The sequence below is a fragment of the Shewanella sp. VK101 genome (assembly GCF_056497865.1).
In genome coordinates, this window is sequence record NZ_CM151402.1 from 2,189,194 (window position 1) to 2,204,944 (window position 15,751).

A 15,751-nucleotide genomic window follows, 5' to 3' on the forward strand; every position below is an offset into this window, starting at 1 on the left:
CATGGCAAACTCAGTATTAGCTTATCACAATAAGAAAGGGGCAGAATACGTTCTGCCCCTCGAGATGTTAGATCTTGAATTGTCCCAGAGTGCGGCGCATGTTCTGGCTGATCTGCTCAAGCGACATCGCCGCGCTTTGGTTGCTGGCATTGGCTTGCACTGAAACTTGAGTCAGCTCAGAAATGGTGCTGACATTGCGATTGATCTCTTCGGTCACCAAAGATTGCTCTTCGGTAGCGCTGGCAAGTTGGGTATTCATATCGCTTATCTGCGCGACCAGGGAAAGGATTTGATCCATGGCAGAGCCTGCCGCTTCGGCCTGTTTTTGCAGCTCGGAGGATTGGCTCTGTGTTTGGCTGTTACTCTCCATAACGGCGCTGACACCGGATTGAATTTCACTGATCAGCTTGTGTATTTCGTTGGTGGAGTCCTGAGTGCGGTTGGCAAGGGCGCGCACTTCATCGGCCACTACCGCAAAGCCGCGGCCGTGAGTACCTGCGCGGGCGGCTTCGATGGCGGCGTTGAGTGCCAAAAGGTTGGTTTGTTCGGCAATGGTGCGGATAACGTCGAGAATGCCGCCAATTCTGCCTGAAGCCTGACCCAGGGTTTCGGTAAGATTTTCTGCAGCCTGCAGTTCGCGCACCAGCTCCTGGCAGTTTGCCAGTGTTGCATCCATGGTCTCTTTACCGCTGAGGGCTTGTTGTTTGACGCTGGAAGCGGCATCGGCAGCCTGCTGGGTATTGTTGGCCATCTCCTGTGTGGTTGCCAGCATCTGATTCACGGCGGTAGCCACGCTGGCGGTTTCTCTGTGGATGTTATCGGCGCTGTGGTTGGACTCTTTGACTGCAACTGTCAGGTGCTCGGCGTCCTCGCCCAGCGATGCACCAAGTGGCTGCAGTTCGCTGACGGTTCTACCTATCTTCTCTACAAAACTGTTAAAGGCACGGGCGAGTGCAGCCACTTCATCACGGCCTTGACCCTCGAGCCTTTTACTGAGGTCGCCTTCACCTTGGGCAATATCCTCCATTGCGGCGATGGCGGTCTTGAGCGGTGCGGTAATGGATTGATTGAGCACCAGGAAGAAGATGAAAATCGGCGCTGAAATCAACATCATAATGATCAAATAATCGATTGAGACTGACTTCATGGTGGCGTTGACATCGCTGATATATGTGCCGGTCAGCAGGGTCCAGCCCCAATCTTTGTCATATCTGGATTCGGTGAGCTTTTCTTCGCTATTGCCACTGGCCGGGTTGCGGATCTCATAGCTGAGTTTGCCTGTGCCATTGGCCTTGGCTTGTTGTTGTAGCTGGGCCAGCGGATTGCTGCCGTCTTTGATGCGATAACCGGCAATGGCTTGACCCACCAGCGAAGGCTCGGCGCCGTGAGCGATGATCTTGCCCTGATCCGACAACAGAATAAAGTAGCCTTCACGGCCATAACGCATCTGACCGATCAAGGCGGCCGACTCCTGTTGCGCCTCTTCGAGAGTCAGTTTACCCGCCTGTGCCTGAGTGCGATGTGCGGCAACTACAGACAGGGCCGTGTTCAACTGGGCATCATTTTGCAGCCATTTCTGGGTTATCAGATTGTCATACTGTTCTTTGATGGAAAAACTGGCGAAACACAGGGTGCCTATCGCGGCCAGAACCAACATAAGGATAAGGCGCTGAAGAATGGTGAGCTTCCTGAGTAATGCCATTTTGTACTCCTTTGTTATTTCTTATTAGGTAGTTGGCAGCGACTATAACGCGATGGAAAAACCAAGTGAAACCTTTTTACCTTGTGTGTATTGCTTTGTTGATCGCGCTCATTGTTCGCGTTAAATCTTGCCAACAGAGGGGAAAACAGGCCTCATGCCTTCGAGGCTGCATTCTGGATATCGGCTCTAATATCAAAAGCTTAAGATGTGTTGGATCACACATGTCATAAGTAAAGGGCTAATTTGTTGTTTTCACTTTGATTTTTAAACAAAATCGGCTCAGAATTAACCTTATGTCTATTATTGGTCTCTCTTCATGAATACACCTCAAGTCATTAGCTCGGACGATATTTTGCTGAAACTCTGTCACTCTGTGACCCATGTCTTGTCGGCTACCACCGCCAGCACTCTGTCCCACGCAGGTATAGTGCAAAAGATAACCCGTACCCGACTCAAGCCGGACGTTGGGTGTTTCTCTATTTTTGATGGTGGCTTCTCAGGCCTGGTGGTGATCAACTTTTCAGCGGCCGCCGCGTTGGAAATCTATCGCCGCTACATGCTGCATATGGGCATGCCGGAGGAGGAGTTGGCTTTCTCTCATACCTCAGACGAGGTGGGCAATGTGATGGGCGAATTGATGAATCAGATGCTGGGGGACTTTATCGGTAAGGTGTCCAAGGAGCTGCAAACGTCCATCAGTCAGAGCCAGCCAAAGATGTTGACCATCAACAAGGAGCTGACTATCTCTATCGATGCCAACCTGGATGATCCTATAGCCCGCCGGGTGTCGTTCAAGACAGAAAACAACCATATCTTCTATCTTGAGTTTGCCATGGACAAGACAGAATTTATCCGCCTGGCCGAGTTTGAAACCGATGAAGAGTTTGATCCGGATTTGTTGCTGGCCCGCCACGGCAATCAACAGGCGCAGGGCAAAGCGCCGGAATCGCCTTGGGTTAAGGCCGCCAATGCCGATGATGACACTGACGATCTGTTCAAAGAGCTGGGCATCTGACCATTTTCAGGCGTGATGTTATCAATCCTTTTGTCAGCGGGCGGCGTTAGCTTGTCCGCGGCCCTGCTTTTGAACAGTGCAATAACGACTGCTCTCCACACACTGTAAGGCGCTCAGTCAAGGGCGCTTTCATTCTCGCTTTCCAGGTCAGTATTTCTCTATTAACTTTGTCCCTATAGCTACTCAATCCTTTGAGTTACTTATCATTTAAGCCATCAGGCGAATAGCGGAGCAGCCTGTCTTTGTGGGTGACGTTGCAATCACTAGCACAGACGTGGCACAAGCAGGGCTGCTATTCAGCAACACTGAGCCCTGCCGTTTACGACAATACAACAGATGTTGCACTCAAACTTGCCGCGGTTAACTTCAACCACTTTTATTGTTTTTATGACAGGACATGTCCTGATTGATTTAGTATATCTATATGAATTGATGGGTTTTTTATAAAAACTTCGACTTGTTAAAAATTGCTGAGTAGATCACGAAGTTGTAATTAGGGGTTAAATTCCGCTTGCCAGCCTCGGACATAGTGTTTATTGTGCAAACAAAAGTTTGTCACAAGAACAAATGTTTGCACAGGAAAGCGCCAATGACAGAACGTGAACTCGAAATTCTGGCCCTTATTAAAGCTGACCCTTTGATACCGCAGCAAAAACTTGCTGATCAGCTGGGCATAACCCGCTCTGCAGTCGCAGGTCATATCATGAACTTGACTCACAAAGGCGTGATCCGTGGCAAGGGGTATATCTTGGCGGAGAATCCCTTTGCGGTCGTGATAGGCGGCGCCAATATGGATATTCTTGGCCGGCCGGCTTCCAAGCTCAGGGTAGGGGATTCCAATCCCGGCAGCGTCAGTTGTTCACCCGGCGGTGTTGGGCGCAACATCGCTGAAAACCTGGCTCGTCTGGGTTCAGATACCCGACTGGTGACGGCGGTAGGCAAAGACGCCTATGGTGAAATGATCACCGCCCAGTGTCGTCAGGCCGGAGTCGATATGGGCAACAGTTTGCAGTTCGAAGACGCGGTGACCTCCACCTATCTTTCGGTACTGGATGGCGACGCCGATATGCATGTAGCCATCAACGACATGGCCATTTTGGAAAGATTGGGCCCTGAAGTGCTCAAGGGGCTGGAAGATATGCTGCGCCGCGCTGAACTGCTGGTGTTGGATACCAACCTTTCCGAAGCCGCTTTATCCTATCTGCTGAGCAACTTCCCTCAAGTTCCGGTATTTATTGACACGGTTTCCTGTGTCAAGGCGATGAAAATCAAGCCTTACCTCAACGCCATCCACACCCTCAAACCCAACCTCAAAGAAGCCGAGCACCTCTCCGGCATCGAAATGCGCAGCAAAGAAGACTTAAGCGCTATCGCTAACTGGTTCCATGACCAGGGCGTCAAGCGGATCTTCCTCAGTATGGGCAGTGAAGGTGTATTTGTCAGCGATGGCGGTGAGTCACAGATGGTGAGCGCCAAGCAGGTGGAAATGGTCAACGCCAATGGCGCCGGAGATGCCTTCCTGGCCGGATTGGCTCACGGTTGGCTCAAGCAGTGGCCATTGCTGGAAACCACAGAATTTGCGATGGCCGCGGCCCGGTTGGCGCTGTCTCATATCGCAACTATCAACCCCAATATGTCTGAAATCTCTGTAAACCGTATTATCAAGGAGTCGTTATGCTGAAGCAGTATCTGGATATTCATCCTGAAGTTCAAGCAGCCCTGGAACAAGGCAAACCGGTGGTCGCGCTGGAATCGACCATTATTTCCCATGGTATGCCGTATCCGCAGAACGTTGAGACAGCGCTCAAGGTGGAGCAGATCATCCGTGATAACGGCGCTGTACCCGCAACCATCGCCATTCTCAAGGGCCGCCTCAAAGTGGGCATGAGCCAGGAAGAGATCAATTACCTGGGCAAGGCCGGTGAAGCCGTTATCAAAACCAGTCGCCGTGACATTCCCTTTATTGTTGCCAAAGGTGCAGACGGTGCCACCACAGTTGCTTCTACCATGATCCTGGCGGCAATGGCCGGTATTAAGGTGTTTGCTACCGGTGGTATCGGCGGTGTGCACCGCGGCGCTCAGCAAACTTTCGATATCTCTGCCGATTTGCAGGAGCTGGCCAACACAGATGTGGCCGTGGTTTGTGCCGGTGCCAAGTCTATTCTGGATCTGGGCCTGACCCGTGAATATCTGGAAACGCAAGGCGTGCCTGTCGTTGGTTTTCAAACTGATAAACTGCCGGCTTTCTACACCCGCGAGAGTGACTTCGGTGTCGACTATCGCTTGGAGCAGCCGGTAGAAGTGGCTGCCGCCATGAAAGCCAAGTGGGACATGGGGCTCAAGGGCGGTATGGTGATTGCCAACCCAATTCCTCACGAGCATGCTTTGGATAAAGCACTGATCGATGGCGCCATCGCCCGCGCAGTGGCTGAAATGGATGAGAAAGGCATAGGAGGCAAGGCTTCAACGCCGTTTCTGTTGGCCAAAGTTGCCGAAATCACCGAAGGTCACAGCCTGACCGCCAACATAGAGCTGGTATACAACAATGCCAAGCTGGCGGCTGAGATTGCCCGCGAGTACGTGGCCCGCTAATCAGCTGTTTTTGAACCATTAAGCTATCTCAAGAAACCCGACACTCGTCGGGTTTCTTTTTGGAACTCAGGCACGGGAGCTATGGTATAGCGTGACGTCCAGGCTGAGTATCTTCCCTTGTCTTCGGGTTACGTTCAAATTCAGTCATCAAACAGCGCTAAACTGATGTGAATCAATTTCAATAAAAAAATCAGTTATCTGTGTGAGATTTGCGGTTTTAACATTTAAAAACATGTGGATAGTGAGCATTTTTAGATCAAATAATTTGATCCCATTGTTTGAAATGCTAGGTAACGAAAGCCTCAGGCTGACTCAGGTATGCTGGTTCCAAACCATTTCAGTTGTGCTTCTTTCCTTGGCTATCCCCTTCTACTCTGCAATTGTCCCGGCCCTTAGACTATCCATATAATTCAAAGCCAGCTCAATCGCCATCTCCTCATAGGGCAAGAGTTTCCCGCTTTTTTTCAATCCATTGTCTATGCTTATCCTAAATAGCTTGCAGTTGTCGCACGCCATAGTCTTTAAGGTCATTTTACCTTCAAGACTTTGCAATAGCGGCAATAGTGAGGGCTATTCAAAGCAAAAGGGGATGTTCTGCTTCTGGCTCAATGCCCAAGGGATGGCTATGGCTGACTTCAAGGATGATCCGCTCAGTAGTTTCTGCCGGGTTTTGTATTTGTACCAGGCTTATTGGTTATTACCTATTTCCAGGAACAGCGGGAGATGGGCGTGAGTCTGTTCAAACGGCAACTGCTGGCCGCGCTGCTGGCTTGTTTGGCTATGGCCGTAATTTTAATCCTCTACCAAAATGGGCAGCAGGAACGCCATCATTCCAATCAGTTTCAACAGCTCAAGCAGCAAACCTCTGCCACTGAATTGGAACTTGAATTATTGTTGGGGCGCGCCGCCTTAACTGCCCAAAGCCAGGCTGTGCAGTTATCGAGTTACTTAAACCATCCAGAAGCTGAAGAGAAAAAGCTGCCCCAATATCTCGACGAACAACTGCTGCTAACACCGGCCTTTACCCGTTTGGTGCTCCTGTCGGAACAAGGGCAAATATTTGCCCGTACCAGCATAGATAACCAGGGATACGCATTGTCATCCCAAGCGCTTTCAACTCCCATTTTTGCTTCCGCCAATAGGCAAACCGGCCAGGAACATGAAAATGCCCCTCCAGTCCTGAGGCAACTTCAGCGCGAACTGCAGCCACAGGCCGAACCTGTGTTGTCGTTACTGCCTCAGGTGGCACTGCTGGCTCAGGACACGGTATTGGGCAGACAAGTATCCTTCCTTGCCCGGATTTCAGGCGATGGCTTGCGACTCAAAGAGCAGGAAGGCAATGCTCCAGCAGCCAAGGAAGCCGGTAACTATTACTGGCTGGCGACGCTGGATTACAAAGTTTTCGAGTCCCTGCTGGATACTACAGCCATGCGTTTACAAACAGCCGGTTTTACCCGGGTTGAAGTGATGCTTACGGACGCTCAAGGGAAGAGGCTTGCTCAGGTGGGCGAGGAAGCAGGCAACCAACCGGCCAGAGGGTATGAAACGCTAAAAACCTTGCAGTTAAGCCGTGCGGTCAATGCTACGGGTCTTCATGGTCAGGACTGGCAACTGAGTATTGTTGCCACGCCGCCTCCTAGTGCCAATCCAGTGCTTTTGCCCGCCGCGCTGCTGACAACACTATTATTGCTCGCCCTTGTCTGGCTTTATATCGACCTTGTGAGACCGCTGGAAAAGCTGGCAAGAACACTGACTGCCCTTGGGCGCGAACAGGGAATGGAAAGCTTCAATCTTGTCGCTGTTTCATTGTCAGGCATGCGCCGCGAAATTAGCGAACTTCGTGAATATCTGGGTAATCGTTTGCAGCATTGGATGGTGATTGAGCGGCAAAATCAACAGTTGCAATTATGGCAATCCAGTCTTGAACAATTGCCAAGAACGCTTGTTATTACGGAACTGGATGATGCGGGTACCATTATTTATGCCAGTAAAAACCTGGCAGAAATCTGTGATTTTGACTCTGCGGAAACCAGGCTCACGATGGCTGCTGTTCTCGACAGGGCCGACAGCCCCGGCGGTTTTATGTCGCTGCCAAAATGGAGTCGGGGCGCGACTGTGGTACGAATGCCGGGGAGCCATGGCCGTTTTACCAGGGTTTGCAGTTATCCCATTAAGAATGACGCTGGGGAAGTGCGATTTCGCCTATTGGAACTTGAAGCGATAACAGTTACGGGTGCCTTGGCGCCAAGGGTGTCATTGGACTCGGACAGTGGTTGCTTCGTCGACAATATCCCAGGCATCAATGGCGTGGATACCGGCAATAATATAGAGCCTTACTCAGGGCTTTTCCTGTTACTCAAAGACGACCATCATATTCTTGAGGTGAGCCAGGCGTTTGCCGGGCTACTGGGCTATAGCCCTGAGGAATTGCTGCAACTGGGTTTTGGCTCTATCTCTCCGTTTTGGACTCCAGGACAACATTTGCCACAGCTTTTGATCCTCAAGCATCAAGATGGCCGCTTACTGGAGTTTCATCTGCAATGGCGTGCCAGCCATGGCCTGACGCCAAAGCTCTACTGGCTCTGGCCCAGTCCGTTAATCCAGCGGCCAGAGCATCGCACCTTGCAGGCACAGGAGCTGGGTTATAGGGCGGCCTTTTTGCAGGCTTCAGTGGGTTTTGCCCGCATAGGTATGAGTGGCGAGTGGCTTGAGGTCAACGACAAGTTCTGTGACATCTCAGGCTGTGACCGTGAGCAGATAGCGCGTATGGATCCCGAAGTGGCGCTCAATCTCAAGCAGTTTGATGGATGGCTGCGCTTCAGTGAAAAAATGCTCAACAATGAACTTAAGTTTCACGGCGATGAAAAACGCTATTTGCGCCTTGATGACAGTGTCCTTTGGTTGAATGTTTCCGTGTGCCTCATCCGCGACAGCCACGAGCAGCCCAGATATTTTTTAATGGCGTTTGAGGATATCAGTCAGCGCAAGCAGTTTGAAATCGGTCTGATGGAGGCCAAGCAACAAAGGGAGGAGTTGCTTAAGGGGCGGGATCTGGCTTCCGAGGCAGGTGGAATAGGTAACTGGTCCTGGGACATAGAGTCCGGAGAGCTTATCTGGGATAACAGGATGCGCAGCATCTATGGCCTGAATTCAGAGAAACTGACCTTCAGAGATTGGCGTGCCCGGGTACATCCCGAAGATATCGCCGACGCCGAGGCGAATGTCAACGCCTGCATCAATCACAAGGTGCCGTTTCGGGCCGAGTTTCGGGTTATCAATCAGCGCACCGGGGCGACCCATTGGGTTAAGGCTGCCGGTGACACCATACGTCGCAACGGTGTGGCGGTGAAACTCTTCGGTATTAATCAGGACATTAGCGATGAAAAAGCGCTGCAGCAGTCACTGGCGAGAGAGAGCGCCGAAGCTAATCAGGCGAGCCAGGCCAAGTCCCGCTTTCTGGCGGTGATGAGCCATGAGATCCGCACTCCCATGAATGGTGTCGTGGGCATGATAGATTTGCTGCGCGATACCGGTCTCAGTGCCGAGCAGCAGCGGATGATAGGCACCATCCGGGATTCGGCTTTCTCGCTGCTGGAGATCATCAACGACATTCTCGACTTCTCCAAGATAGAAGCCGGCAAGATGGAACTGGAGATAGAATCTGTCTCCTTGCTGTCTATTCTGGAGAAGACCATAGAAGTGCTCTGGTTCAATGCCGCCAGCAAGAACGTGTTTCTCAATATTCTGCCGGATCTGAATCTTCCGGTGCTTATCCGCCTGGATCTTGTGCGTATCCGCCAGATAGTGCTCAATTTGGTGGGCAACGCCATCAAGTTTACCCACAGCAATCGCCAGCAGGGACTGGTTATGTTGCGAACTGAGTGTCGTCAAAGCCATGACAACCACAGTGAGATGATCCTCGAGGTGATAGACAATGGGGTTGGAATGACCAAGGCCCAGCTCAGACAATTATTTGAGCCCTTTACCCAAGCAGATTCTTCAACCACCCGTAAATATGGCGGAACGGGACTTGGGCTCAGTATCACCAAGTCTTTTGTTGATTTGATGGGCGGCAAAATCGAGGTGGAAAGCCAACCGGATGCCGGCAGTACCTTCAGGCTCCGTCTTCCCTGTGAAGCGGCCGATGAATACCGGGAAACCGAGCTGCAGCGCTACAGCGAGCTTAATATCAAACTGCTTATCTGTATCGACAACAAACAACATCTGGTGGCCGTGTTGCACCTTGTTGAACAACTCGAACTGGAGTATCAGTGCCTCGATTCCGGGCAACTTGAAGGCAGCCTATTTGAACAAGCCTGCTTGGCAGAATCCGAGCTGCTTATCAGCGACAGTTACCAAGCTTACAAACAGTATCGCAATCGGGGGGAAAAGGGGCTGCCATGTGCCTTGTTATTACTCGATGAAGACTCGATTACCTCTAAGGTTGAAGCGGATATGAGGGTCTGTATGCTTTCTTGTCATCCGCTCAAACCCACGGCTGTGCTTGCGGCTCTGGCGATGCTGAGCGGGCAGAATCCAGCGTTATGGCAAATGTTTGCTCCCGGTGAAACCACGCGGATTGGCCGTAGCGTCTCAGAGACAGATATTGCGACCGACGCCGGTTTTACCATCTTGGTGGCCGAAGATCACCAGACCAACAGAGAAGTGATCTCATTACAGTTGAAGAAGCTGGGCTGCCGTTTTGAATTGGCAGAAGATGGCCTCGAAGCATTGAAGATGTGGCAGAGTGGCGGCTTTAGTGTGCTGCTTACCGATTGCCATATGCCTGGAATGGACGGCTTTGAACTGACAGCCGAAATTCGCCGCCTTGAACAAGAGCAGGACTTGCCTCATACCCTGATCATCGCCGTCACTGCAGATGCCATGTCCGGCGAACTGCAAAATTGCCTGTCGGCTGGCATGGATGATTATCTGGCCAAGCCGGTGGAATTCAAGTCCCTCAAAAGCAAACTACTGGCCTGGCATGGCCAAAATCAGTTCCGCCAGAATGAAATGATCGGCGATTCTCCCTCGGCTCATACCGAGGCGCCTTTGGATCTCAACAAGTTAGCTGAGATCTTGGGGACAGAGGATGACGAGATAATCCAATCCATAGTGCAGTACTTTCTTACTTCACTTGAGCGGGAACTGCCGCCGCTGTTTGAGGCGCTGGAGAGCCTGGAAGCCCAGGAGCTGAGACGCCGGGCTCACGCGCTCAAGGGCGCCGCCAACTCATCCGGCGCAGTGCGTCTTGGCAAACTGTTTGCCGAGTTGGAGCAACAGGCCGCCGAAGGGCAATTGACATCTTCAACACAATATCGCCAGCAGATTGAGCACGAGGCGGCGTTGGTCAAGCGGGCCATGCCGCAATCACAAGCTACCCAGGCCTGAATGCCTGTATGTCGGGAGAACAAGGATGAGAGACAGCGTAACTAGCCTGATACTGTTTTTTGATGATCAGGATCTGGTCGAGCCCGTGGAAGCCATAGTCAATGTCTACTTCGAGCGGGTTCTCAGAGTGGATATCCGGGTGGAGAACAAGGAACTGGCGAGTCTTTCAAAAGAGAAACATACCCGAATGCTATTGGTCTATTGTTTTCAGGATGTGGCCCATGCCGAGAGTCTGAAGCGTTTTCTCCAGGGCAATGAACACTTCAATGCCCTGAGAACAGTGCCACAGGCGAGTATGTTGTTGTGTGAAAAAAGTTGTCGGGCTCAGGCGTTTGAACTGTGTCGCCGCGAAGCTTTTGACAGTTACGACACCATTCGGCCCATCTATGACAATAATAAAATCATCCTCACCCTATACAAGTTGCTTGAGATCATAGCGCTTAAATCCGAGCTCAAGCGTTTCGATCAACAGGATCTGGATATGCAGTATGAGCTGCAAAACACTGCCGATTGCCTGGAAGGACTCAACGAGTCAGTCAAAGTGGCCAGCAAGCAACAGTCGTCGCTGATCACCAGCATAATGCAAGATGTTGACGGAATACTCAGTTCCATCTCTGAAAGTGCTTTCATGCAGGCTTTCAGGCGGGTATTTCACTCGCTGCCGGATGAAGAGATCAACAAGTTTATTGAGGAGCTGAAACGTTACTCCATCAACCCGCAACTCAATCGCCTCAAGGAAAAGAGCGAGTCATTGTTCAACGAGCTCTCAAACCAGATGCTGCAGCAAAAGGCGGCATTGGAGAAAAAAGACAGCGGCAAGAAGGCTACCATAGTGGTGGCCGACGATCAGGATGTGGTGTTGAAAATCATAGTTACTATCCTGGAACAGCATGGTTATCGGGCTGAGAGGGCCACCAATGGGGTAGAAGTGCTGTTAAAGGCCAAGATCCTCAAGCCGGATCTCATCTTATTGGACATAGACATGCCGATACTTGACGGCATTGAAACCCTCAAAGTCTGCAAGAAAACCCCCATGCTGCAGGAAATCCCGCTGATCATGCTCACCAGCTATGCCGATGTGGATCATTTCCAAAACTCCCTATTGTTGGGCGCAGAGGATTACATTATCAAACCCACCAATGCCGACACCTTGCTGAAGAAAATTCGCAGCGTGCTTAATTGAGCTGGCTTTTTACCTCGCCCTAGGGGAGCGCTACAGACGGTGCGCAAATACAGCAAACTTTCAGTTAAAAACCGATTAATCCCGCCAAAGCCACTCAAGCCCCTTGCAGAGCTGGGGGCGAACTCCTATGATCCAGCGGTTTTCCATCCCGAGGCCCAAATATGCTTAACTCCCCGCTTAGCAAACACGCCAGTGAGCTGGTCATTGCGATTCTCAATCAGGTACTGACCCAAGGTGCGCCGCTGGATCGCGCCTACTCAAAGCAGTTTGCACCTGAGCGCCTCAAGCCTTGGGAGCAAGCCAGAATTGCTCTGGTCACCGGTGATATTTTGCGCCGTTTAAGTTATTACAGCTTTCTGGCCGATGTTGCAGCGGATCAAATTGAGCGTGAAGGCACGAGACTCATCAACGCCTGGCATATGGCCAATGGCCTTGAGCTGCCGAAAATGCGCTACGCGCTGCAGATGGACAGTGAGCTGCTTGAGCAGCGGATGGCTGAGGCCCAGGCTATGCCTGCGCTGCTCGATGGTTGCCCACAGTGGCTCGAAGCGCTAGGGAGTGAACAACTGGGCGATAACTGGCCGGCCGAGCGCCATGCCTTGACTCAGGCCCCCAAACGTTATCTACGCACCAATTTGCTTAAGTGCAGCCGGGAAGAACTCAAGGCTCGTCTTGCCAAGGAAGGGGTCGAGACTTGTGAAGTCCCCGAGGTTGCCAGCGCTCTTGAAGTGATTTCAGATTCAGCGCTGTTTCGCACCGAATGCTTCAAGTCGGGCTGGTTCGAGCAGCAGGATGCCGGCTCGCAACATGTCGCCGAAGCTCTTGGGGTTGAACCAGGGATGCGGGTCATTGATGCCTGCGCCGGTGCCGGCGGCAAGACGCTGCACCTGGCCGCCAAAATGCAGGGCAAGGGACGACTGCTGGCGATGGATGTTGAGCAGTGGAAGCTGGATAACCTCAAACAGCGGGCTCGCCGCGCCGGCGCCCACAATGTGGAAACCCGGCTTATTGCATCCAGCAAGACCATCAAACGTTTGAAACTCAGTGCCGACAGGGTACTTTTGGATGTGCCTTGCTCAGGGCTTGGGGTGCTGAAACGCAACCCGGACACCAAATGGCGTGATACCCCTGAGCGCTTGCCGGTGCTGATGGAACTGCAGGAGCATATTCTCGGCAGTTACAGCCGCATGGTGAAGGTGGGCGGGATCCTGGTTTACGCCACTTGCTCGATCATGCCGCAGGAAAACGAGCAGCAGGTAGCGCGTTTTCTGAAGCAGCAAAGCCATTTCCGCTTACTCGATGAGGAAACCATCAGCCCGGCCAAAACCGGTTTCGATGGCTTCTATCTGGCAAGGCTTGAGCGGATAGCCGAGTAACAATCAGGCCTGTTTGAGTCATATTGACTTAAACAGGCGGTTTCACACCCGCTTCAAAAAGCATCTCAACAAAAGCATCTCGACAAAAACAGTGCCGCTCACTCTTACCGGTTTGCCAAGTATTGCCGCTTTATTCCCCCTGCAGGGTCAACAGCAGGCGGCGCCGACCGCCATTGTCTCTGTGCTCGCCAAGATAGATCCCTTGCCATGTGCCCAGTGCCAGCTGTCCGGCGCTGACAGGCAGCAGCAAACTGGTGCCCAGCAGGCTGGATTTAATATGGGCCGGCATATCATCGGCGCCCTCATAGGTGTGGCGAAAGTAAGGGGTATCTTCGGCCACTGCGCGATTGAACCAGGCCTCAAAATCCTGCCGCACTGTGGGATCGGCGTTTTCGTTGAGCGTCAGCGAGGCAGAGGTGTGCAGTAGTTGCAGGTGCAACAGGCCGCAACTGACGTAAGGCATATCATCAAGAGCCTTGGCAATATCATCGCTTATTAAATGAAAACCGCGCCGCTTGGCGTTTAAGGTCAGTTGTTGCTGATGCCACATAGATATTCCTTAATGTGGGTGAGACTGGCCGCCATCTGAAAGCTTGCCATTAAATCACCGCGAATTTAAAAGCCGGGCCTCTGATTTTTAGGTGAGCGCCCGGCGAAACATTCTATCGTCTTTATGGGGGCTCCCCAAGATGCAAGGCGGTATTTACCCAGCGGACAGCCCATCATTAGCTGAAGAGATAGTGGGCGATTCAATTATCAAGTTTGATGATAAAGCCTGCATCGGCGCCATGACCATTTCATTAGTGAGAGTGATGAAAGAGGGGGATTAGGGAGAGTGATTGCAGATAAAACACAGATTGTTTGCTAAAATACCGGCCGCGAATTTACCCCTATAGACCCAGGAGAAACACCCCATGGCCAGAGCTTGCGCCAGACACATTTTGGTTAAAACCCGTGAAGAGGCGGAAAAACTCAAGGCCCGTATCGCCAAAGGGGAAGATTTTGGCAAGCTGGCGAAACAATACTCTCAGTGTCCTTCCAAAAAACGCGGCGGCGATCTCGGGGAGTTTGGCCCAGGGCAGATGGTCAAGGCGTTCGATCAAGTGGTGTTCAAAAAGCCGGTGCTCGAAGTGCATGGTCCGGTCAAAACCCAGTTTGGTTTTCATCTGATCCAGACTATTTATCGTAATTGAGCTAAAGCCTGCTGCGGTTTTCTGGCAAAGGCTCGATAGCATTGAGCCGGATCGCCGGCCAAAGTTCTACAGGCCGTGACTTCATCCTCCAGGTCGACAAAGTCTTCCAGCCGCTCCTGCAACTGCATGGGCGTGTGGTAACACATAGGAGTACCCAGCCCTGAGGTGAAACGTTTCGCCATGGGGGCGCAAAACTCACTCAGGTGGAACAAGCCTCCAGGCTTAAGCACGCGTTTAAGCTCCAATATGGCGGCTTTTTGCGCCATTTCAGATGGCATGCAGGTTAAAACGGCGCAGCTCAGCACCACATCGAATGTTTCATCGGCAAAAGGCAATGGCAGTTGTGGCAGCTGAATTAAATTGATGTCCGGGTACAGACTGAGGCCGCGCTTTATCATGGCGGCTGAGGGATCAACCCCCAGCACCTCAGGATAGCCTAACTGTTTCAGCTGCTTGGCTATCCGGCCATAACCGCATCCAAAGTCCAGTATTCTGGCGTCGGTCTTCACCAAGTGGCAGAAGCGCTGCACATCGATCTCCAGATTGAAATTGACCTGGTTGGCAACTTTATCCCAAAGCTGCGCCGTCATTGCTTATCCTCATCAATAATGGAAACTTTATTGTTGAGGAACAAAGAGTTGGGCACCAGATGCGTCACGCCTTCATCCTTCACCGTGATATAACGCAGGTTGAGATCCACCACAGTCCCCTTGGAGCCGGTAATATCGATTTTATTGCCCAGCTTTATTGGTTTATAGAGCACTATCATAATGCCGGCAATCAGGTTGGATATGGCGTCTTTGAGGGCAAAACCCAGAGCAAAGCCGGTGAGTCCGAGTCCGGCAACCAGGGCGCCAACATCAAAGCCCAACTTGGATAAAGCCAAGACGGCACCAATAAATATCAGTACCACGCGCTGGGAGTTGGAGATCAAGCGAAACGATTCGCTGGCCGCCGAGTCAAAGCGGGCGGCCACTTGTTTCAGGAAACGGTCGATAATCAGGCTGATCACCACAAATGCGGCAAACACCAGGATTGCCTGAATGACATTTTCATTCATTTTCTGCTCCGAATAATAAAGTCTTAGTCGCCGAAATTTTCGGCTTGGCGCACAAAGGCATGCCAAACTCAAAGGCGCCCAAATTAACCAAAGGTTGAGATAGAGACAAGAGTCAATCAATAAATTTCAATGGCTTACCTAAATTGTCCAGGCCGTTTTTCCCTGCTCAGGCTGCAAAGGGTTTTGCCGCAGCGTAGGGTATTTGCTGCCTGCGTCATTGTATCTGGCGCTCTGGCTGG

12 protein-coding genes are annotated in these 15,751 nt (G+C 51.6%); 8 read left to right on the forward strand and 4 right to left on the reverse strand.

Annotated elements, in window-relative coordinates; translation table 11 throughout:
- Window positions 1-67 precede the first annotated feature (67 nt).
- Window positions 68-1,702 carry a methyl-accepting chemotaxis protein gene (locus ACSHSR_RS09990; protein WP_037474479.1) on the reverse strand — a complete coding sequence of 545 codons (1,635 nt, stop codon included), beginning with the start codon at window positions 1,700-1,702 and terminating at the stop codon, window positions 68-70.
- Between the two features lie 316 nt (window positions 1,703-2,018).
- On the opposite strand from ACSHSR_RS09990, the gene ACSHSR_RS09995 reads away from it, so the two are divergent.
- From ACSHSR_RS09995 to ACSHSR_RS10020, 6 genes are all read left to right on the forward strand, one after another.
- Window positions 2,019-2,717: a DUF3334 family protein gene (locus ACSHSR_RS09995; RefSeq protein WP_025010259.1), complete on the forward strand. Its 699-nt coding sequence runs from the start codon at window positions 2,019-2,021 to the stop codon at window positions 2,715-2,717.
- A 589-nt stretch (window positions 2,718-3,306) separates the two neighbouring features.
- Complete coding sequence (locus tag ACSHSR_RS10000; RefSeq protein WP_071237420.1) at window positions 3,307-4,398, forward strand: PfkB family carbohydrate kinase; 1,092 nt, start codon at window positions 3,307-3,309, stop codon at window positions 4,396-4,398.
- Window positions 4,392-5,309 carry a pseudouridine-5'-phosphate glycosidase gene (locus ACSHSR_RS10005; protein ID WP_025010261.1) on the forward strand — a complete coding sequence of 306 codons (918 nt, stop codon included), beginning with the start codon at window positions 4,392-4,394 and terminating at the stop codon, window positions 5,307-5,309. The genes ACSHSR_RS10000 and ACSHSR_RS10005 overlap by 7 nt, the downstream gene beginning before the upstream one ends.
- A gap of 729 nt (window positions 5,310-6,038) precedes the next feature.
- Window positions 6,039-10,700, forward strand: coding sequence for a PAS domain S-box protein (locus ACSHSR_RS10010; RefSeq protein WP_219013549.1), 4,662 nt, complete (start codon window positions 6,039-6,041; stop codon window positions 10,698-10,700).
- A 25-nt stretch (window positions 10,701-10,725) separates the two neighbouring features.
- Window positions 10,726-11,883: a response regulator gene (locus tag ACSHSR_RS10015; protein ID WP_051472708.1), complete on the forward strand. Its 1,158-nt coding sequence runs from the start codon at window positions 10,726-10,728 to the stop codon at window positions 11,881-11,883.
- Window positions 11,884-12,044: 161 nt separating this feature from the next.
- On the forward strand, window positions 12,045-13,259 hold the full coding sequence (locus ACSHSR_RS10020; protein WP_219013550.1) for an RsmB/NOP family class I SAM-dependent RNA methyltransferase: 1,215 nt from the start codon (window positions 12,045-12,047) through the stop codon (window positions 13,257-13,259).
- 130 nt (window positions 13,260-13,389) lie between these two features.
- On the opposite strand, the gene ACSHSR_RS10025 is transcribed toward ACSHSR_RS10020, so the two are convergent.
- Window positions 13,390-13,809 carry a secondary thiamine-phosphate synthase enzyme YjbQ gene (locus tag ACSHSR_RS10025; RefSeq protein WP_028779979.1) on the reverse strand — a complete coding sequence of 140 codons (420 nt, stop codon included), beginning with the start codon at window positions 13,807-13,809 and terminating at the stop codon, window positions 13,390-13,392.
- A 139-nt stretch (window positions 13,810-13,948) separates the two neighbouring features.
- Here ACSHSR_RS10025 and ACSHSR_RS10030 point away from each other — a divergent pair, with 139 nt between their 5' ends.
- Window positions 13,949-14,089: a hypothetical protein gene (locus tag ACSHSR_RS10030; protein WP_156019597.1), complete on the forward strand. Its 141-nt coding sequence runs from the start codon at window positions 13,949-13,951 to the stop codon at window positions 14,087-14,089.
- A gap of 84 nt (window positions 14,090-14,173) precedes the next feature.
- Window positions 14,174-14,452 (forward strand): peptidylprolyl isomerase, encoded by a 279-nt coding sequence (locus ACSHSR_RS10035; protein WP_025010268.1) that lies wholly within the window; start codon window positions 14,174-14,176, stop codon window positions 14,450-14,452.
- Here ACSHSR_RS10035 and ACSHSR_RS10040 read toward each other — a convergent pair.
- Together ACSHSR_RS10040 and ACSHSR_RS10045 are read right to left on the reverse strand one after the other, a co-directional pair.
- A complete protein-coding gene (locus tag ACSHSR_RS10040) occupies window positions 14,440-15,042 on the reverse strand; it encodes a class I SAM-dependent methyltransferase (protein ID WP_219013551.1) in 603 nt (200 codons plus the stop codon). The two genes, ACSHSR_RS10035 and ACSHSR_RS10040, sit on opposite strands and share 13 nt — an antisense overlap.
- Entirely contained in the window at window positions 15,039-15,512 is a 474-nt protein-coding gene (locus ACSHSR_RS10045) for a mechanosensitive ion channel family protein (RefSeq protein ID WP_219013552.1), read from the reverse strand. Before ACSHSR_RS10045 ends, ACSHSR_RS10040 begins: the two co-directional genes overlap by 4 nt.
- Between the last annotated feature and the right edge of the window lie 239 nt (window positions 15,513-15,751).